17 protein-coding genes and 2 pseudogenes are annotated in these 18392 nt (G+C 73.7%); 11 read left to right on the plus strand and 8 right to left on the minus strand.

Annotation, left to right across the window (positions count from 1 at the left end):
* The first annotated feature begins 40 nt into the window (after positions 1-40).
* Together yaaA and eda are read left to right on the plus strand one after the other, a co-directional pair.
* Positions 41-823, plus strand: coding sequence for a peroxide stress protein YaaA (yaaA, locus tag ABZ117_RS29430; RefSeq protein ID WP_356824980.1), 783 nt, complete (start codon positions 41-43; stop codon positions 821-823).
* A gap of 63 nt (positions 824-886) precedes the next feature.
* A complete protein-coding gene (eda, locus tag ABZ117_RS29435; RefSeq protein ID WP_356824952.1) occupies positions 887-1585 on the plus strand; it encodes a bifunctional 4-hydroxy-2-oxoglutarate aldolase/2-dehydro-3-deoxy-phosphogluconate aldolase in 699 nt (232 codons plus the stop codon).
* On the opposite strand, the pseudogene ABZ117_RS29440 reads toward eda, so the two are convergent.
* The 4 genes and pseudogenes from ABZ117_RS29440 to ABZ117_RS29455 all read right to left on the minus strand — a co-directional run.
* Positions 1557-2216 (minus strand): annotated as a pseudogene (locus ABZ117_RS29440) (histidine phosphatase family protein); the annotation flags it as partial. The gene eda and the pseudogene ABZ117_RS29440 overlap by 29 nt on opposite strands.
* A 1146-nt stretch (positions 2217-3362) precedes the next feature.
* Positions 3363-3797: pseudogene (locus ABZ117_RS29445) on the minus strand (reverse transcriptase-like protein); the annotation flags it as partial.
* Between the two features lie 16 nt (positions 3798-3813).
* Positions 3814-4557 carry a C4-type zinc ribbon domain-containing protein gene (locus tag ABZ117_RS29450; protein ID WP_356824982.1) on the minus strand — a complete coding sequence of 248 codons (744 nt, stop codon included), beginning with the start codon at positions 4555-4557 and terminating at the stop codon, positions 3814-3816.
* A 13-nt stretch (positions 4558-4570) separates the two neighbouring features.
* Positions 4571-5410, minus strand: coding sequence for a Nif3-like dinuclear metal center hexameric protein (locus tag ABZ117_RS29455; RefSeq protein ID WP_356824954.1), 840 nt, complete (start codon positions 5408-5410; stop codon positions 4571-4573).
* Between the two features lie 187 nt (positions 5411-5597).
* Here ABZ117_RS29455 and ABZ117_RS29460 point away from each other — a divergent pair, with 187 nt between their 5' ends.
* Together ABZ117_RS29460 and ABZ117_RS29465 are read left to right on the plus strand one after the other, a co-directional pair.
* Positions 5598-7154 carry a hypothetical protein gene (locus tag ABZ117_RS29460; protein ID WP_356824956.1) on the plus strand — a complete coding sequence of 519 codons (1557 nt, stop codon included), beginning with the start codon at positions 5598-5600 and terminating at the stop codon, positions 7152-7154.
* 48 nt (positions 7155-7202) lie between these two features.
* Positions 7203-7364, plus strand: a complete 162-nt coding sequence (locus tag ABZ117_RS29465; protein ID WP_356824958.1) for a hypothetical protein — start codon at positions 7203-7205, stop codon at positions 7362-7364.
* Between the two features lie 145 nt (positions 7365-7509).
* Here the strand turns inward: ABZ117_RS29465 and ABZ117_RS29470 are convergent, their stop codons facing one another.
* A complete protein-coding gene (locus ABZ117_RS29470; protein ID WP_356824960.1) occupies positions 7510-8382 on the minus strand; it encodes a MaoC/PaaZ C-terminal domain-containing protein in 873 nt (290 codons plus the stop codon).
* A 185-nt stretch (positions 8383-8567) separates the two neighbouring features.
* Between ABZ117_RS29470 and ABZ117_RS29475 the strand changes: the two genes are divergently transcribed.
* Positions 8568-9920, plus strand: coding sequence for a histidine kinase (locus tag ABZ117_RS29475; protein ID WP_356824962.1), 1353 nt, complete (start codon positions 8568-8570; stop codon positions 9918-9920).
* On the opposite strand, the gene ABZ117_RS29480 is transcribed toward ABZ117_RS29475, so the two are convergent.
* On the minus strand, positions 9886-11487 hold the full coding sequence (locus ABZ117_RS29480) for an alpha-L-arabinofuranosidase B (protein WP_356824964.1): 1602 nt from the start codon (positions 11485-11487) through the stop codon (positions 9886-9888). The genes ABZ117_RS29475 and ABZ117_RS29480 overlap by 35 nt on opposite strands.
* 277 nt (positions 11488-11764) lie before the next feature.
* Between ABZ117_RS29480 and ABZ117_RS29485 the strand changes: the two genes are divergently transcribed.
* The 5 genes from ABZ117_RS29485 to ABZ117_RS29505 all read left to right on the plus strand — a co-directional run bounded on the left by ABZ117_RS29485 (position 11765) and on the right by ABZ117_RS29505 (position 17164).
* Positions 11765-12406 (plus strand): response regulator transcription factor, encoded by a 642-nt coding sequence (locus ABZ117_RS29485; RefSeq protein WP_356824966.1) that lies wholly within the window; start codon positions 11765-11767, stop codon positions 12404-12406.
* 125 nt (positions 12407-12531) lie between these two features.
* On the plus strand, positions 12532-14274 hold the full coding sequence (locus ABZ117_RS29490) for an MFS transporter (protein ID WP_356824968.1): 1743 nt from the start codon (positions 12532-12534) through the stop codon (positions 14272-14274).
* A 394-nt stretch (positions 14275-14668) separates the two neighbouring features.
* Positions 14669-15319 (plus strand): class I SAM-dependent methyltransferase, encoded by a 651-nt coding sequence (locus ABZ117_RS29495; protein WP_356824984.1) that lies wholly within the window; start codon positions 14669-14671, stop codon positions 15317-15319.
* Positions 15320-15341: 22 nt separating this feature from the next.
* Positions 15342-16274, plus strand: coding sequence for an N-acetylmuramoyl-L-alanine amidase (locus ABZ117_RS29500; RefSeq protein ID WP_356824970.1), 933 nt, complete (start codon positions 15342-15344; stop codon positions 16272-16274).
* Between the two features lie 83 nt (positions 16275-16357).
* A complete protein-coding gene (locus tag ABZ117_RS29505) occupies positions 16358-17164 on the plus strand; it encodes a hypothetical protein (protein ID WP_356824972.1) in 807 nt (268 codons plus the stop codon).
* Positions 17165-17260: 96 nt separating this feature from the next.
* Here the strand turns inward: ABZ117_RS29505 and ABZ117_RS29510 are convergent, their stop codons facing one another.
* Positions 17261-17836, minus strand: coding sequence for a hypothetical protein (locus ABZ117_RS29510; RefSeq protein WP_356824974.1), 576 nt, complete (start codon positions 17834-17836; stop codon positions 17261-17263).
* A 127-nt stretch (positions 17837-17963) separates the two neighbouring features.
* Here ABZ117_RS29510 and ABZ117_RS29515 point away from each other — a divergent pair, with 127 nt between their 5' ends.
* The gene (locus tag ABZ117_RS29515; protein ID WP_121789030.1) at positions 17964-18257 is read left to right on the plus strand and encodes a hypothetical protein; all 294 of its coding nucleotides are present in this window, start codon (positions 17964-17966) and stop codon (positions 18255-18257) included.
* Here the strand turns inward: ABZ117_RS29515 and ABZ117_RS29520 are convergent.
* Positions 18209-18392, minus strand: a 184-nt coding sequence (locus tag ABZ117_RS29520; RefSeq protein ID WP_356824976.1) for a hypothetical protein, incomplete at its 5' end; no start/stop codon positions are given. The genes ABZ117_RS29515 and ABZ117_RS29520 overlap by 49 nt on opposite strands.

Consider the following 18392-nt stretch of genomic DNA (forward strand, 5'->3'; position numbering starts at 1 on the left):
CGCCGTACCCTGGCGCGGACGTCTATGTGAGGAGTACGTGTTGCTGGTCCTGCTGCCCCCCTCGGAAGGCAAGGCGAGCGCGGGTGAGGGCGCCCCGCTGGAGCTGGAGTCGCTGTCCCTGCCGGGGCTGACCGGCGCGCGGGAGGCCGTGCTCGCCGAACTGGTCGAGCTGTGCGCCGCCGACGAGGAGAAGGCCCGCGAGATCCTCGGGCTGAGCGAGGGGCTGCGGGGCGAGGTCGCGAAGAACGCCGGGCTGCGCACGGCCGGCGCCCGCCCCGCCGGGGAGATCTACACCGGTGTGCTCTACGACGCCCTCGGCCTGGCCACGCTGGACGCGGCGGCGCGGCGGCGCGCGGCGGACTCGCTGCTGGTGTTCTCGGGGCTGTGGGGTGCCGTGCGGGTGACCGACCGCATCCCCTCGTACCGCTGCGCGATGGGCGTGAAGCTGCCGGGGCTGGGCGCGCTGGCCGCGCACTGGCGGGCGCCGATGGCCGAGGTGCTGCCCGCCGCGGCTGCCGAGGGCCTGGTGCTGGACCTGCGGTCCGCCGCCTACGCGGCGGCCTGGAAGCCGAAGGGCGAGGTCGCCGGGCGGACGGCGACGGTACGGGTGCTGCACGCGCCGACCCGGAAGGTCGTCAGCCACTTCAACAAGGCGACGAAGGGCCGGATCGTCCGCGCCCTGCTGACCGCCGGGGCCGTGCCGGACAATCCCGCCGAGCTGGTGCAAGCGCTGCGGGGCCTGGGTTACGCCGTGGAGGCCGAGGCACCTGGGAAGCCCGGCCGGGCGTGGTCGCTGGACGTGCTGGTGGACGACGTCCACTGAGGTGTTGTTGCAGCATGCGCAACGCTCGTTGCGGGTGGTGCGGTCGCTGGGCACGATGAGGGCATGACCTCGCCGCTGCCCTCCTCCCCGGCTGCCTCCGTGCTCGACCTGGCGCCCGTCGTACCCGTCGTGGTGCTCTCCGACGCCGCCGACGCGGTGCCGCTGGCGCGGGCCTTGGTGGCGGGCGGGCTGCCCGCGATCGAGGTGACCCTGCGGACACCGGCGGCGCCGGCCGCGATCCGGGCGATCGCCGACGAGGTCCCGGACGCCGTGGTCGGGGCGGGCACCGTGCTCACGCCGGAACAGGCCGGGATGTGTACGGCGGCCGGGGCGCGGTTCCTGGTCAGCCCCGGGTGGACGGAGGCGCTGCTGGGGGCGATGCGTGGGTCCGGGGTGCCGTTCCTGCCCGGGGTGTCGACCACCTCGGAGGTCGTCGCGCTGCTGGAGTGCGGGGTGCGGGAGATGAAGTTCTTCCCGGCGCAGGCCGCGGGCGGGACGGCGTATCTACGGTCGTTGGCCGGGCCGTTGCCGCAGGCGCGCTTCTGCCCGACCGGCGGCATCGGTCCGCACAACGCCCCCGAGTATCTGGCGCTGCCCAACGTCGGCTGTGTGGGCGGCAGCTGGATGGTCCCGGCGGATGCGGTGGCCGCCGGGGACTGGGGGCGGATCGAGGAACTGGCGCGGGCGGCGGCCGGGTTGGGGTCCGGCGGCGGGCCGAGGGCCGCCGGTGGGCTCAGGGCCGGAGGTGGGACGTGTCGTTGAAGAGCCGGACGCTCGCGTTGCCGTCCGCGTAGTACGCCACCGCCGACAAGGAGGCGGCCGAAAGCTCCATGCGGAACAGGGACTTCGCCGGGGCGCCCAGGGCGAGACGGATCAGCGTCTTGATCGGGGTGACGTGCGTGACCAGCAGCACGGTCCGGCCCGCGTGGGCGGCGACCAGCTCGTCCCGGGTGGCGGCGATCCTGATGGCCGTATCGGCGAAGCTCTCGCCGCCGCCGGTGGGATGGGCCTCCGGGTCGGCGAGCCAGGCGTTCAGGTCGTCCGGGTAGCGGTCCCGTACCTCGCCGAAGGTCAGGCCCTCCCAGGCGCCGAAGTCCGTCTCGCGCAGGCCGTCTTCGAGCGTCACGTCCAGGCCGAGGCGGTCGGCGACGATGGCGGCGGTCTCCCGGGTGCGGGCGAGGGGCGAGGCGACGACGGCCTGGACCGTGCCGCGTCTGGCCAGCGCCTCCGCGACCCGCCGGGCCTGCTCACGGCCGGCACCGGAGAGGGAGGGGTCCGTGCCGCCACTGCCGGAGAAGCGCTTCTGAGGGGTGAGCGGGGTCTCGCCGTGGCGGAGCAGCACGAAGGTGGCGGGGGCCCCGAGGTCGGGCGCGGCACTCCAGCCGGGGGCGGATGTGCGCCGCTCTGTGTCACCGGGGGTGGCGGGGGGCTGCCCAGCGGAGGGCGCGGCTTCCCGGGGGACGGACACCGCCGCGCCGGCACGCCGCCCCCGCGCCGGGTCGGCAGGGCGCTCCCCCGCCGGGCCGGCAGTGCTCTTCCCCGCCGGGCCGGCACGGCGTTCCCGCGCCGCGTCGGCAGAGAGCGCCGGGTCGGCGGAGTGCGCCGGGTCGGCGGAGTGCGCCGGATCGGCGGAGTGCGCCGGATCGGCGGAGTGCGCCGGATCGGCGGAGTGCGTCGGGTCGGCGGAGTGCGCCGGATCGGCAGGGTGCGTTGGATCGGCAGGGTGCGTTGGATCGGCAGAGGCCGCCAGATTCGCAGCGGGAGCCGCTTCGGCAGCACGCACCGCATCGGCATCGGGTGCCGCAGCGGCAAACTGCGCCGCCTCGGCAGCGGGAGCCGGGCTGGTAGAGGGCGCCGGGCTGGTAGAGGGCGCCGGGCTGGTAGAGGGCGCCGGGTTCGCAGTGGGAGCCAGGCTGGTAGAGAGCGCGGGGTCGGCAAAGGTCGCCAGGGCAGCCGCCGCCGGGTTCGCGGCGGGAGCCGAGTCGGCAGATACCGCACCGACAGCGGGAGCCGCATCGCCAGCGAGCGCCGCCTCGGCAGAGGCCGCCGGGCTCGCAGCCGGAGCCCGGCTGGTAGAGAGCGCCGGCTCGATAGAGGCCGCCTCGGCAAAGGCCGCCGGGTTCGCAGCGGCAGCCGCGTCGGCAGCACGCGCCGCACCGACAGCGGGAGCCGCGTCGGCGGAGTGCGTTGGGGCGGCAGAGGCCGGGCTCGCAGCCGCAGCCGCGTCGGCGGCGGGCGCGGCATCCGCAGAGGTCGCCGCAGCCGAGTCGCCTACTGGAGCGGACGAAGTGTTCGAGGCCGCCCGAGTGGCCTGTGCGACCGAATTGGCGGAAGCGGCCTCAGTGGCCGAAGTGGCCAGAGCGCCCAGTGTGGCCAGAGCGCCCCATGTGGTCAGAGCGCCCGGTGTGGCCGGAGCGCCTGGTGTGGCCGGAGCCGCCGAAGTGGCCGCAGCCGCCGAAGTAGTCGCGGCCGCCGACGCGGCCCGGGCCGCCGGAGTCGTCCGGGTGCCGACGTCCGTCCCCGTGGCCAGGTCCGCCCGGGACCGGGACGGCGACCACTGTTCGCCCTTCGCCCCCGCGTCCATCGCCTCGTTGGCCAGCCGGTCCGCGTGCTTGTTCCGCTCGCGGGGGATCCACTCGTACGTGACCTGGTCCGGCGGGAAGACGGACCGGGCCTCCGCCGCCAGGGGCTTCATCGCGGGGTGCTTGATCTTCCAGCGGCCCGACATCTGCTCGACCACCAGCTTGGAGTCCATGCGGACATGGACCGGCGCGGACGGGTCGAGGGCGTGGGCGGCGCGGAGGCCGGCCAGGAGACCGCGATACTCGGCGACGTTGTTCGTGGCGACGCCGATGTACTCCGCCGCCTCGGCCAGGGTCTGCCCCGTCGCCGCGTCGCACACCACGGCGCCGTAGCCCGCGGGCCCCGGGTTGCCCCGTGACCCGCCGTCGGCCTCGACGATGAACTCCCGCACCCGTCCGGCCCCTCGTCTACAGACCCGACTCGGCCGTGCGCACCAGGATGCGGCGGCAGTTCTCGCAGCGCACCACCGTGTCCGGCGCCGCCGAGCGGATCTCGCTCAGCTCGGTGATCGCCAGTTCCTGCCGGCAGCCCTGGCAGCTGCGGGCGTACAGCTTGGCCGCGCCGACCCCGCCCTGCTGCGCGCGCAGCTTGTCGTAGAGCTTGAGCAGGTCCGCGGGGACGGACGCCGCGACGACCTCGCGCTCCCGGGTGACCGAGGCGGCCTCGCCGTCGATCGCCTCGAAGGCCGCGTTCCGGCGGGCGGTGGCGTCGTCGATCTTCGACTGGACGGACGCGACCCGCTCGGTCAGCTCACCGACCCGCTCCTGCGCGGACTCGCGCCGCTCCATGACCTCGAGGACCACGTCCTCCAGGTCGCCCTGCCGCTTGGCGAGGGAGACGATCTCGTGCTGGAGGTTGGAGAGGTCCTTCGGCGAGGTGACCGCGCCGGAGTCCAGGCGCTGCTGGTCGCGGGTGGCGCGCCGGCGCACCTGGTCCACGTCCTGCTCGGCCTTGGTCTGCTCGCGGGCGCAGTCGCTCTCCTCGGTCTGCGCGGCCACGAGCAGGTCGCGCAGCTGGGTGAGGTCCTTGGTCAGCGCATCGATCTCGGCGTGCTCGGGCAGCGACTTCCGCTTGTGTGCGAGCTGCTGGAGACGGACGTCGAGGTCCTGGACGTCGAGGAGTCGGATCTGGTCGGCGGGCGCGGCGTTCAGTTGGGGGCTCCTGTTAGCTAGCGGGGGTGGTGGACGCCGCGTGGGCGGTCCAGGGGTCGGTGACCGTCTTGGAGACGTGGACGCGCAGGTCCCAGCCGTGGCGGTCGGAGATCTCGTCGAGCTGGGCGGCGGCCAGCTCGCACCAGGGCCACTCGGTGGCCCAGTGCGCCGCGTCGAGCAGCGCGAGCGGGCTGTGGGCCACCGCCTCGGACGCCGGGTGGTGGCGCAGGTCGGCGGTGAGGAAGGCGTCGACACCGGCGGCGCGGACCTCGTCGAAGAGGCCGTCGCCGGAGCCGCCGCTGACGGCGACCGTGCGGACGACGGCATCCGGGTCGCCGGCCACCCGGATGCCCTGCGCGGTGGCGGGCAGCCGTTCGGCGGCGCGGGCGGCGAGTTCGCGGACGGTGAGCGGGTGGTCGAGGGCGCAGACGCGGCCCAGGCCCCGGCGGCCGTGCGGGTCGGTGGGGTCGGGTACGAGGGGTCGTACGACCCGGAGGTCCAGCGCGCCGGCGAGGGCGTCGGAGACACCCGGGTCGGCGCTGTCGGCGTTGGTGTGGGCGACGTGCAGCGCGATGTCGTTCTTGATGAGCGTGTGCACGACCCGGCCCTTGAAGTGCGTGGCCGCGACCGTCGTCGTACCGCGCAGATAGAGCGGGTGGTGGGTGACCAGGAGGCCCGCGCCGAGCTTCACCGCCTCGTCGACGATCTCCTGGACCGGGTCGACGGCGAACAGGACCCGGGTGATCTCCTGGCCGGGGTCGCCCACGACGGTGCCGACCGCGTCCCAGGACTCGGCCCGCTCGGCGGGCCACAGGTTCTCCAGCGCGGCGATGACTTCAGACAGACGGGGCACGAGGGACAGGCTACCTGGCTGTTCTGCGGGCCTGTACCGCATCCGCCCGCTCCGGTCCCGGTCAGCACAGACGCCCCGGTTTCCTCAGAGGAATCGCTTCTGCCCCACCCGTATGTGTGAAGCGTGCGCCGCCGGTCCCCCGCCCGTGCGTACGAAAACTAGCTTCGTCGCCGGAGGTGACCGAACCATGACGGCCTGTGCGATCGAATCCCCGTCCACGGACGGGGCCGACGGTGCGCCGGGGGCGGCTGGATGCGTGATCACGGCGGACGGCGCGTACGCCGCCCGGCTCGCGCCGGCCGGTGACTCCTGGTTCCCGGAGCGCTGGACGCTGGACGGCCCGGAGCCGTACGCGGTACCGCTGCCCGGCAACCAGCCGGAGGAGCCCGGCACCGAGGTGCAGCCCCTGGGCGACGGCCGGGTGCTGATCCACCGGCTGGTGGAGGGGCGGCACGCCTTCTCGCTGCTGTATCCGACCGGGCCCGGCACCGGTGAGCTGCCGCTGGGCACGGTGGAGCGTCCCGGGCCCGGTACCGGGCCGGCGGGGCTCACCCTGCTGCCGCCGGCGCCGGGAGGCGCACGGGCGTACGCCCTCGCCGTCGGGCCGCGTTCCAGCGTCGTGTGGCTGGTGGCGGGCGGGGCGTCCGGCCCGGAGCGGCTCGCCGAGGTACCGGGGCGCTGCTCGGGCGGGGTGTGGCTGGACCGCACCGGGCGGCTGCTGGCGCTGGACCGGGAGCTGGACGGGCGCACCAAGACGGTCGTGGTGGATCTGGAGCGCGCCGGCGCCGTCTCGCCGCTGCTCCAGATCACGGACGGCAGCGACGACCGGCTGCTGCTGGCCGACCCCGACAGCGGGCTGCTGCTGATCTCCTCGGACGCTCCCTCCCCGGGGCGGCGGCGACTGGGCTGGGGCGTGCTCGGCAGCACCCTGCCGGTGCGCTTCCCGGAGTGCCTGCGGGTGCCGGAGTGCCGGGTGACGCCGTTCGCGATCCAGCCGGGGCAGGTGCTGATGCCGGAGAACTGCGGGGTGGGCCTGCGCATCGACGGGACGTTCGGCACCTGGGTGGGCATCTGGCGGCCGGCGGAACGGCGGGTACGTCATCTTCCGGCGCCGCACGGATGGCTGGCGGGGGCCGGGCTCTGGACCCCGCAGGGCGTGCTGCGGCTGCCGTACGCCACGCGGGACACCCCGTGCGGGGTGGCGGAGCTGACGGCGCCCAGGGGCGACGCGGGGGGCGGGGGCGCCGTGGCGGGGACGGGCGCCGTCGGGGGGACGGGAGCCGTGTCGAGCGCGAACGCCGCCGGGGAGGCGGGAGCCGTGGCGGGGGCGGGCGCCGTGGGCGGCGCGGGCGCCCCGGAGCGAGCGAGCGGGACAGACGGGACCGGCTGCACGGACGGGACTGGCGGGCCTGGCAGGACGGACCGGCCGGACGGGTCAGGTAGGACCGACCGGCCTGACGGGTCGGGTGGGACCGACCGGCCTGACGGGTCGGGTGGGACCGACCGGCCTGACGGGTCGGGTGGGACCGACCGGCCCCGTGGAACAAGCGACACCGGCGGGACCGGGGATGCGGTCCAGGCTGCCGAGGCACCCGGAGCGTCCCGGACGGGGGCGGAACCGGGCCCCGGGGAGCCTGTGGTGGCCCGTCCCGTGCCGCTCCAACAGGCGCCTCTGGGCCGTCTTGTAACGAACCAGTGCCGGTCGGCGTGTGCGCCTGGATTCGGCCCCTGGTGGGCCGGTTAGACTCGCCCGGCTGTACGAAAGATCATGTTGACGGGGTGAATTCTTCCGATGAGCGACACCAGGACGCGGCAGCTGTCTGCCGACTCTCAGGAGAGCGCCGGCCACGGCCGGCACCGGGGCCCGGTCGCGGCCCAGGAGAGCGAGACGACTCCGACTCCGCACGGCCGGCACCGCAAGCCGGTACAGGAGACGGTCGAGGCGGCTTTCTGACCGCAGGGGAACAGCAGGGAACAGAGGGGCACTCGTCCGGCGAGTGCCCCTCTGCCTGTGCCGGGCCCATCGCCTCCGGCACCGTCAAGGCCTCGCCTCCGGCACCATCGGTGCCTAGCCTCCGGCGCCGTCGAGGCCTTCGGCCTCAGAGGTGCTGGACGACTGTTCCGGTGAGCACCCCCGTGTCCCGCTCGGTGGCGTCCACGGTGACCCGCACCAGGTCCGCCCGGCGCCACATGCGGACGCGCAGGGTCTCCCCGGGGTACACCACGCCGGTGAACCGGGTGCCGTAGCCGCGTACCCGGGTCACGTCGCCGCCGAGCAGCGTGTCCACGACCGCCTTGAGCGTGATGCCGTAGGTGCACAGGCCGTGCAGCACCGGCCGGCCGAAGCCCGCGAGCCGGGCGAACTCCGGGTCGGCGTGCAGGGGGTTGAGGTCACCGGTGAGGCGGTAGAGGAGGGCCTGGTCGGGGCGGACGGGGCGCTCGACGGTCCGGTCGGGGGCGCCGGCGGGCGGGTCCGGACGGGAGGCGGGTCCTCGGTCGCCGCCCCAGCCGCCCTCGCCGCGTACGAAGATCCGGGCCTCGTCGGTCCACAACGGGCCGCCGCCGTCCGCGACTTCGGTGCGCAGGACGAGGACGGCGGCCTCCCCCTTGTCGTACACGGCGGCGATGCGGCTCGTGGCGGTGGCGGTGCCCGCGACGGGGACCGGCCGGTGCACCGTGAGGTTCTGGCCGCCGTGCAGGACCCTGGCCAGGTCGACGTCGATGCCCGGCATGGACAGTGCGGCGATGACGCCGGGTGCGCCGGATCCGGCGACGGTGGCGAAGCTCGGCAGGACGTGCAGCCGGGTCTCCAGGGTGTAGCGCAGCTCGTCCGGGTCGGTGGCGGGGTCGTCCTTGTCGGGGTCGGCGCCGGCCCCGATGCCGAGGTGGTAGAGCTGGACGTCCCTCGGGGTCCAGGAAATCTCACCGCGACGGGGTGCGGCGGCGAGGGCCAGGGCTGCGTCGATGGGCATGCGGCTCCAGTGGGTGAGGGCTGTCGTCGGCGCTGTGCCGGTTCCGGGCGCCGCCTGTGACATTCGTCCTGCCCGGAACCGTACGTACGCATCTGCCGGTGGGCGGATCCGGCTCCTTACGGTTGGTCCCTACGCTGTGCGTCCTACCGCCGCACGGCGGGGACCACTCGACCGGGGGACGACAGATGACATGGTGGCGGGCACCGAGACGCGGGACAGCGGACCGGCGGACGGAACAGCGCCGCTGGCGGGCGGAATACCGGCTGTGGCAGGCGGAACAGCGCCGGTGGCGGGCGGAACGCGAGGCCTACCGGGCCGCCCGGAAGAACGGCGGGTCGCCGGGCGTCGAGGAGCCGGGCCCGCCGCCCACCGGCTTCACCCTGCTGCCGTGGCTGCTGATGGGCATGGGGGCCATGTCCAACGTGCTTCAGGGCAGGACGGCCGACCCGTGGGTCGGCGGTCTGGGGCTGCTGGCCTTCAACTCCCTCTACCTGTACGTCACGTTCCGCTCCTTCGACCGGCGCAGGCGCGAGGCGGTGTCCACCCGGGTGGCGCTCGGTCTGATGGGCCTGCTCACCACCGGCCTGGCCCTCGGGTACGGCGGTGACTGGCTGGTGTTCTTCCCGCTGCTGGGGCTCGCGGCGGGTGCCTGTCTGCGCGGTCCGCTGCTGGGGCGCGCGGGGACGCTGCTCGCGCTGTACGCGGGTGCCATCGCCTACGTGCGTGGCGGCTGGGACGACGCGTCGAGCATCGGGTACGGCACCTTCATCTCCAGCATGGTGACCGCCGCGATCCTCGGTCTGTCCGAGGCCGTACGGGAGTTGCGGGCCGCCCGTGAGGAACTGGCCCGGCGGGCCGTGGAGAAGGAGCGGCTGCGGTTCTCCCGCGATCTGCACGACCTGCTCGGGCACACCCTGTCGGTGATCGTGGTGAAGTCCGAGGCGGCCCGGCGGCTGGCCCCGCGGGATCTCGACGCGGCGCTGGCGCAGATCACCGACATCGAGTCGGTGGGCCGGCAGGCGCTCACCGAGATCCGCGAGGCGGTGACCGGCTACCGCGAGGGCAGCCTGGCCACCGAGCTGACCCGGGCCCGGTCGGCGCTGTCCGCGGCGAGCGTGGAGCCGGTGGTCCACCAGTCCGGGACGCCGCTCGACCCGCAGAGCGAGGCGCTGCTGGGCTGGGTGGTGCGCGAGGCGGTCACCAACGTCGTCCGGCACAGCCACGCCACCCGCTGCGAGATCACCGTGGAGGGCACCACCGAGCGGGTCCGCCTGACGGTCACGGACAACGGCACCGGCACCGGCACGGGCCCGGATGCCGGCACCGGGGCCGGCGAGGGGGCCGGCCGGCCCCGGGTGCGCGTCGGCGGTACGGGGCTGAAGGGGCTGGCCGAACGCCTCGCGGCGGCGGCCGGCTCCCTCACGGCCGGTCCGGCGCCGCGCGGCGGTTTCACGGTCACCGCGGAACTCCCCGTGGCCGTCGACGGGTTGGTCCCGGCGGCGGTTACGGCGCCCAGGGAGAGCCGGTCGCCCAGCTGACGTCGGCGGCCCAGGAGGTGCTGCTGTCGAAGTCGTTGGAGCCGCCGTTGCTCGCTATGTACAGCGTGTGGTTGTAGTGGCGCAGGTAGCGGGTCGGATAGTTGTACGAGGCGAACGAGGTGCCGGTGCCGCTCTTGCCGGTCTGCGGGCAGAAGGTGGCGTCGGCCCGGAACTGGGCGGTGCCGTCCATGGGCTGCCGGTACAGCCGGTAGTCGAAGTGGCGCAGGAAGTCGCCGGGGTAGTTGCGCGACTCGAAGGAGACGCAGGAGGCGTTGGCGAGCCCGCGGCGCACGATCCAGGTGGCGTCGCCCTTGTCGACGGCCGGGCTGCCCGACGTCACCGTGGAGGTGACGGCCGCGTCGTTCTGGTGGCGGACGTACTCGGTGGTGCAGCAGGCGGTCGTGGCGCGCAGCGAGATCTCGGAGCCCGGGTTCAGCGTGCCGGTGCTGCCGGTCGGGCCGCCGTAACCGACGGAGACGATGTTGGCCTGGACGGCGGCGTCGGCGGCGTCGGTCGGGATGCCGGACGTCATGACGCCCTCGAAGAAGGACCCGATGGAGCCGTTGCTGTTGTCGCCTCCGGTGCCGAGGACGATCGCGCCCTCCTGGTGCATCGGCGAGTAGCCGCTCGCGGTCGGCTCACCGCCGGAATAGGTGGTCGTCAGTCCGCCGGACTGGGCGTTCGCGTATTTCAGGGCGAAATGGTTCTGCCCGTTGTTCTTGAGGAGAGCGGTCACGAACGGCAGCGCTCCGGTGCCGGTATTGGCCGTGTTCCTGCTGTATCCGGCGTCGGACTGGAACAGGCCGTTCTCCAGGTCGGCCTGGACCCAGGGGCCCTGGCCGTAGCAGGGCGCGAACCAGCATTCGGTGCCGAAGTTGATGGCGTCCATGTGGCCGTTGCCGGTGTCCAGGTTGTTGGTCTCGGCGTTGCCGTAGTCGAAGCAGCAGCGGTTGTTGACGTGGGTGCCGGAGGTCACCATGTACATCCCCTCGGCCTGTCCGTTCACGGCGACACCCGAGGTGGAGTTGTCCCGGTAGCCCATGCCGGCGGAGATCTCCAGGCCGTAGACCTGGTGGCCGCCGGCGGTCACCGGCAGGGCGTCCGCGGGCGCCCCGACATCGGCCGCGCCGGCGCCGCCCGCGCCCTCGACGGTGAGGTCGTTGTGGCGCGGGGACTGGTCGTAGATCTCGATGATGATGCAGGTCGTGCCGGAACAGAAGGAGTCCTGGGCGGCGGCGTCGGCGTAGCCGCCGGCGGACAGCAGGCCGATCTTGGTGGTCGCCCCGTCCGAGGCGCGGCGCACCTGGTAGAGCGGGCCGTTGTACGACCCGTACAGCGCCCGGGCCAGGCTGTGCGCGGCGACGCAGGGGGTGCCCGCGGCGCCGTAGATGTCGCAGGGCAGCGAACCGGCGGCGGCGGCCGGGGGCGCGCCGGTGCCGAAGAGCAGGGCGGCCAGGCCGGCGCAGACGGCGAGGACGGACAGGAGGGCGCTTCTGGCACGCCGGGGAGTTCGGGGGGTGCGGGGGGTCCGGGCACCGCGGGGGGTCCGGGGGGTTCGGCGAAACACGGTGTACCTCGTATTCGTCGGGGGCAGTGCGGGGGTTCCTGCGGGTTTTCTGCCTTGTCCGATATCCCGAACGTTGTTCGATCGAAATACCGGACCTGCCCGGCAGGTGGAATACCGGGAATTGCCGAGAAGGCAGGGGCGATTGTTTGCGTACGGTCAAGAGTCGTCAACCCCCGCCGCACGGGAGAAGGGAGATTCTTTAACCGAAGTGAGCCCCGGGAGCGCCCCGTTCGGCACTCCGCCCCCTCGGTCCGGGAGCCCGCCGTAACCTGAGCCCATGAACGAGACACCCCGTGACGAGCGGCCCGCCAGGCGCATCCGGGTGCTCCTCGCCGAGGACCAGGGCATGATGCGCGGCGCCCTCGCCCTGCTGCTCGGCATGGAGGAGGACATCGAGGTCGTGGCGCAGGTGTCCGCGGGCGACGCCATCGTGGACGGCGTGCTCACGCACCGGCCGGACGTGGCCCTGCTCGACATCGAGCTGCCGGGCATCAGCGGGCTGGACGCGGCCGCCCTGCTGCGGGACAAGGCGCCCGGCTGCCGGGTCCTGATCCTCACCACCTTCGGCCGGCCCGGCTACCTGCGCCGGGCCATGGAGGCCGGGGCGGCCGGCTTCCTCGTCAAGGACGGGCCGGTGGAGGAGCTGGCCGGGGCGGTGCGGCGCGTGCTCGGCGGGGAGACGGTGGTCGATCCGGGGCTGGCCGCCGCCGCGCTCACCGCCGGACCCAACCCGCTGACGGCCCGCGAGCGCGAGGTGCTGACGGCGGCGAGGGGCGGGGCGACGGTCGCCGACATCGCCGGCCGGCTCCACCTGTCCGAGTCCACCGTCCGCAACCACCTCTCCTCCGCGATCGGCAAGACCGGCACCCGGAACCGGGCGGAGGCGGCGCGGGAGGCCCGGCAGCAGGGGTGGCTGTAAATCCTGACCCGCCATCAGAAACCCATGGGTCGGTCAAGAATTCATTAGAGGCCCGAAGCAACGGAATAGTTGCCTGCGCATACGAGGTTTACGCAGCACTTATGACACGCGGAAGGCCTCACCCCATGCCAGACACGACGACCGACCAGCCCACCCGGGGAGCGAGCGGGGCCGTGGTCCCGGTGCTCGCCTTCGCGGGCATCGTGGTCGCGGTGATGCAGACCCTGCTCGTGCCGGTCATCAAGGACCTGCCGCAGCTGCTGGGCACCGCCCCCACGAACGCCACCTGGGTGCTCACCTCGACCCTCCTGTCCGGTGCCGTCGCCACCCCGATCATGGGCCGGCTCGGCGACCTGTACGGCAAGCGGCGCATGCTGGTGTTCAGCCTCTCCGTGATGGTGGTCGGCGCCCTGGTCAGCGCGCTCACCAGTGACCTGATCACCATGATCGTCGGCCGTACCCTCCAGGGCTTCGCCATGGGCGCGATACCCCTCGGCATCGGCCTGATGCGCGACATGCTGCCGCGCGAGAAGCTCGGCTCGGCCATGGCGCTGATGAGTTCCTCCATCGGCGTCGGCGGCGGCCTCGCCCTGCCCGCCGCGGCCCTGGTCGCACAGCACTCGGACTGGCACGCCCTGTTCTACGGCGCCGCCGGCCTCGGCGTGCTCGCCATCGCCCTCACCCTCCTCGTCGTCCCCGAGTCCCCCATGCGCGCCCGGGGCACCTTCGACGTGCTCGGCGCGGCCGGCCTGTCCGTCGGCCTGGTCCTCCTCCTCCTGCCGATCACCAAGGGCAGCGACTGGGGCTGGTCCTCCGGCACGACGCTCGGCCTGTTCGCCGCGGCCGTCGCCGTCCTCCTGCTGTGGGGCGTGTACGAGCTGCGCATCCAGGCACCCCTCGTCGACCTGCGCACCACCGCCCGGCGCGAGGTACTGCTCACCAACCTCGCCTCGATCATGGTCGGCGTCAGCTTCTACGTCGTCTCACTGGTCCTGCCCCAGCTGCTCCAGCTGCCCAGCGCGACCGGCTACGGCCTCGGGCAGTCCATGGTCGTCGCGGGCCTGTGCGTGGCCCCGCTGGGCCTGACGATGATGTTCACGGCACCGGTCTACGCCCGCCTGTCCGCCCGCTACGGCCCCAAGGTCACCCTCATCCTCGGCATGCTGATCATCGCCATCGGCTACGGCGGCGGTCTCGGCCTGATGGACGCGGCCTGGCAGACGATCATCACCTCCGTGATCCTCGGCGCGGGCATCGGCCTCGCCTACTCCTCGCTGCCCGCGCTCATCGTCGGCGCGGTACCCGCCTCGGAGACCGGCGCGGCCAACGGCCTCAACACCCTCATGCGCTCCATCGGTACGTCGGTCTCCAGCGCCGTCATCGGCATGGTGCTGGCCAACACCGCGCACAACGTGGGCGGCCTCGCCGTCCCGACCATGCACGGCTTCCGCGTCTCCTTCCTGATCGCCACGGCCGCCGTCGCGGTCGGCCTGCTGCTCGCCCTCTTCCTGCCGAAGGCTCCGCGGCCGGCCCAGCACACCCAGCTGCGCGCCAGCAGCGAGGAGGACACGAACCTGGAGCGCGCCGAGCAGGTGCTGCGGGGCTTCAGGGGGCGGGTGCTGGACGCCGGTGGCACGCCGGTCGCCCGGGCCACGGTCACCCTGATCGACCGCCGGGGCCGGCAGGCGGGCGCCACGGTCTCCGGGGAGGACGGCTCCTACGCCCTCGCGGTGCCGGCGCAGGGCGCGTACGTACTCGCCGCGAAGGCGGCCGGGCATGGGCCGCTGGCCTCGTCGGCGACCCACTCCGGTGAGGAACGGGCCGTCGACCTGGACCTTGCTCTGCCGGGGGCTTCGGTCAGCGCGTAGCGCTCCGCTGGGGGGCGCGGGTGCTCTACGGGGGTGCCACGGGGTTGTAGGGCGACTGCGGCTCGGGGGTGGCTGGGCGCGCCGTTCCCCGCGGCGCCCCTGCCGGGGGTGGGCGGGTGCGCTGCGGGGGGTGGCGGGTGAGGTTGTACGGCGGCTGCGGCTCAGGTGTGGCTGGGCGCGCCGTTCCCCGCGCCCCTTCCGGGGCGTCCGTGTTCGGTGGGCGGGTGGGTGCGCTTCACGGGGTGCCACGGGGGTCTGGTGGCGGCTGCGGCCCGGTTGTGGCTGGGGGCGCCGTTCCCCGCGCCCCTTCGGGGGCGTTGTGCTACCCCCTGTCCGGTCGGTAGGGGGGATGCGGGAGCATGGGGTGGATCGTTGCGTGAGTGAGAGGTTGAGCATGGGCGCCGTACCCCGTCCGGAGATCCTGGCCGCGTTCGAGGGGGCCAAGGGGTTCATGCCCGTGGACGAGGGGCTGGCGCTGTACGCGGCGGCGGTGGAGGCGGGGCGGCTGGGGCTGCCGCTGCTGGAGGTCGGCACGTACTGCGGGCGGTCCACCGTGCTGCTCGCCGACGCGGCCCGCGCGGCCGGGGTCGGTGCGCTGACCGTCGACCACCACCGGGGCAGCGAGGAGCAGCAGCCCGGCTGGGACTACCACGACCCGGAGACGGTCGACCCCGAGGTCGGCGTGATGGACACGCTCCCCGCCTTCCGGCGCACGCTCTTCCGGGCGGGCCTGGAGGAGCATGTGATCGCGCTCGTCGGCCGCTCCCCGCAGATCGCGCGGATCTGGAACTCCCCGCTCGGCCTGGTGTTCGTCGACGGCGGCCACACCGACGAGCACGCCACGGCCGACTACGAGGGCTGGGCGCCGCACGTGGCCGAGGGCGGCCTGCTCGCCATCCACGACGTCTTCCCGGACCCCGAGGACGAGTTCACCGGCCAGGCGCCGTACCGCGTGTATCTGCGGGCGCTGGACTCGGGGGCGTTCACGGAGGTGTCGGTGACCGGCTCGCTGCGGGTCCTGCGGCGAACGGGCACGGGGATCTGAGCTCCCGGTTAGAGTCGCAGACGTGTCGTACGCAGGCCCGGACCTCGATCCCCCGCAGCCCCGCCGGCCCCGGCGCGGCCCGCTGACCGTGGCGCTCGCCGCACTGGTGCCCGGTGCGCTGCTCGGCTGGGTGGTGTACGAGGCGGTGGGCGGCGGTCCGGGCGGCCGGGACGGCAAGGCCTCCCCCGCGCCGGCCCCGCACGGCTCCGAGGTGTCCTCCTCCCCGTCCGCACCGACCGCCCCGCCCGGCACCGGCGGCACGGCGGACGGCAGCGGCCCGCTCGAGGGGAAGGTCATCGTCATCGACCCGGGACACAACCCGGGCAACTTCCGGCACACGGCCGAGATCGGCCGCTCGGTGGACATCGGCACCCACCGCAAGGAGTGCGACACCACCGGCACGTCCACCAACGACGGTTACGCGGAGGCCCGGTTCACCCTGGACCTGGCGCACCGGCTGCGGGAGCTGCTCGAACGGCAGGGCGCCACCGTGAAGTTGACGCACGACGGGGACAGCCCGGCCTGGGGACCGTGCGTGGACGAGCGGGCCCGGATCGGGAACACCGCGCGCGCGGACGCGGCCGTCTCCCTGCACGCCGACGGCTCCGCACCCGGCAACCGCGGCTTCCACGTCATCCTGCCCGGGTCCGTGCACGCCGGTGCGGCGGATACCCGCGCCATCGTCGGCCCGTCCCACGACCTGGGGACGCGCATCGCGGGCGGTTTCCTGCGGGCGACGGGCGAGCCGCCGTCCAACTACCTCGGTGAAGGTACCGGTCTGGTCACGCGGACGGACCTGGGCGGTCTCAATCTGTCAACGGTTCCCAAGGTGTTCCTCGAGTGCGGCAACATGCGCGATAGCAAGGACGCGGCACTGCTGACAAGCGGCGCCTGGCGGCAGAAGGCGGCGCGGGGGATCTCCGAGGGAATCGTGGGGTTCCTGCGTCGGTCCTGACCGGCGGGCGGATCCGGCCGTACGGCCCGATCTTGTGAACGATAGTGTCTACCGACGACGAGACGACCTACGAAGGACCTGAAGTGAATATCCGCTCCCTCACTAGAGGCGACGGCGTGGTGATCGGAGCAGCGGTGGTGCTGTTCATCGCGTCGTTTCTCGACACGTTCGACACCGGCAGCGACAGCACCAGCGCCTGGGACAACCTGGGCCTCGTGATGAGCATGTACGTCGGCGGCATCATCGGCGCGGTCCTGATCGTCGTCGCCCGCGCGCTGCCGCAGCCGCGCAAGGTCATCGGCTTCGACCTCGGCCAAGTGGGCGTCATCCTCACGGTGTTCGCCGCGTGGACCGCGTTCTGGTCGATCCTCGACCCGCTGGGCGCCTTCGACGACTTCGACCGGTTCGACGTCGGCGCGGGCGCCGGACTGGTCCTGGGGCTCATCGCCGCTCTGCTGCTGGCCGCGGCCGCCATCGCCACGCCCCTGGTGCCCGCCCTCCAGGCCGCCCTGGTCCCGGCTCCCAAGCCGGCCGCCCCGCAGCCCTACGGCGCCCAGCCGCCCGGCGGTTACGGCTACCCGGGTGCCCAGCCGCAGCAGCCGTACGGTGCTCAGCCGCAGCCGGGTCAGCCGTTCGGGCAGCAGCAGCCGGCCGCCCCGCAGGGCGCTCCGGCACCGCAGCCTGCGGCCGGGGACTTCTCCCCGTTCTGGTTCGCCGTGCCGGTGGCCCGCCCGCTGTTCGCGGAGGACGGCTCGCCGAACCAGATCGCCGAACTGGCGCCGGGTACCTGGTACCTGGCCGTGGAGCAGCGCGGTGCCGCGCTGATCGCGCAGACCCAGGACGGCCGTCGTGGTGTGCTCCAGGACAGCTCGGGCATCCAGCGCGGCTGAGCCGTACCCCCGTACCGCACGGCCCCTCGCCCTCGTGGCGGGGGGCCGTCGCCGTACGGCCGTACCTGGAAGGCGTTGACGAGGTGTCCGTTACGGTCAGCCGCCGGACAGCTGGGAGGCGGAGGGCACCTTGTTCTCGACCGGTGCGCCGGCGCTCTTGCCCGCGCCCTTGACCTTGTTGATGATGTCGTCGAACGAGCCGGCCGCGCCCTCGTCACCCTTGCGGAGCTTGGACGGCAGGCTCTTCAGGGATTCGATGCCGGCGGACAGCGGTGCGAGGGCCTTGGACAGCGCCGGGTCGGCCTGGGCGTTCTTCTTGGCCGCCTTGAGCCTGTTGTAGGTGAACAGGCCGGCGACTCCGGCCTTCACCAGGGCCAGCTTGCGGCCGTGGGCGCCCTTCTTGAACTTGCCGGCCTTCCAGGGCTTCACGATCCACTGGTAGGTGGCGCCTGCGGCGAGCCCCGCGTCCAGCACGAACCGCGTCTTGGCGAACTTGCGCTTCTCCGTGGACGTGCTGGGGCTGGGGGTGGGACTCTCGGCGGCGGGGACGGCCTGGGTCGCCGCGCTGTTCTTCGTCGTGCTCTTCCCGTCGCTTCCGCAGGCGGTGGAACCGGCGAGCAGGGCGCAGCACAGGGTGAGCGCCACGGCGAGGCGCCGCATCGGTACGGGCACGAGATCCTCCGGACGTGTCTCCCCGAGCGGTTGGCTTCCTCCGGCAGCCTCTCCCGGGAAGCCCGGACGCGCCACCCGGGGGACGCCGTCCGGGTTTCACCGCCCGCCGCCCGGCAATCCGCAAGGCATGTCCCCTAGATATCGCAACGGTGCGAATCAGGCCGGGACGGTCATCGCGATCGTCGCCGACGTCATGGCCTTCATCCTCGGCCTGTGGATCCTGATGTACCTGTTGGACGCGAACCGGGCGAACAGCCTGGTGCAGTTCGTCCATGACGCGGCCTCCTGGCTGGCAGGCTGGTCGCACGACCTGTTCACCTTCGACGAGGCGTGGGCCCGGGTGGTCGCCGGGTACGGCCTGGCCGCGGTCGTCTACCTCTTCGTGGGCCACGCCATCGCCAACCGCATGAGCCGGCACTGACCCCGTCCCCGCACGGCCCGCGCACCGCCCCCGGCGGGGCTCAGCCCGGTGACGAGGCCGCCCACGATGCCGGTGACCAGGCCCAGTTCGGCCGGGACACCCGAGGCGACGGCCACGCCCACGCACAGCGGCAGC

The organism is Streptomyces sp. NPDC006309 (assembly GCF_040613095.1).
In the GTDB taxonomy this organism is placed as follows: domain Bacteria; phylum Actinomycetota; class Actinomycetes; order Streptomycetales; family Streptomycetaceae; genus Streptomyces.

Excerpts from the sequence above, each read along its gene's own strand:
- eda (WP_356824952.1), top strand. The coding sequence starts at position 887 with ATGACCTCGCCGCTGCCCTCCTCCCCGGCTGCCTCCGTGCTCGACCTG.
- ABZ117_RS29460 (WP_356824956.1), top strand. The coding sequence starts at position 5,598 with ATGACGGCCTGTGCGATCGAATCCCCGTCCACGGACGGGGCCGACGGT.
- ABZ117_RS29465 (WP_356824958.1), top strand. The coding sequence starts at position 7,203 with ATGAGCGACACCAGGACGCGGCAGCTGTCTGCCGACTCTCAGGAGAGC.
- ABZ117_RS29470 (WP_356824960.1), bottom strand. The coding sequence starts at position 8,382 with ATGCCCATCGACGCAGCCCTGGCCCTCGCCGCCGCACCCCGTCGCGGT.
- ABZ117_RS29475 (WP_356824962.1), top strand. The coding sequence starts at position 8,568 with ATGACATGGTGGCGGGCACCGAGACGCGGGACAGCGGACCGGCGGACG.
- ABZ117_RS29485 (WP_356824966.1), top strand. The coding sequence starts at position 11,765 with ATGAACGAGACACCCCGTGACGAGCGGCCCGCCAGGCGCATCCGGGTG.
- ABZ117_RS29490 (WP_356824968.1), top strand. The coding sequence starts at position 12,532 with ATGCCAGACACGACGACCGACCAGCCCACCCGGGGAGCGAGCGGGGCC.
- ABZ117_RS29495 (WP_356824984.1), top strand. The coding sequence starts at position 14,669 with ATGGGCGCCGTACCCCGTCCGGAGATCCTGGCCGCGTTCGAGGGGGCC.
- ABZ117_RS29515 (WP_121789030.1), top strand. The coding sequence starts at position 17,964 with ATGTCCCCTAGATATCGCAACGGTGCGAATCAGGCCGGGACGGTCATC.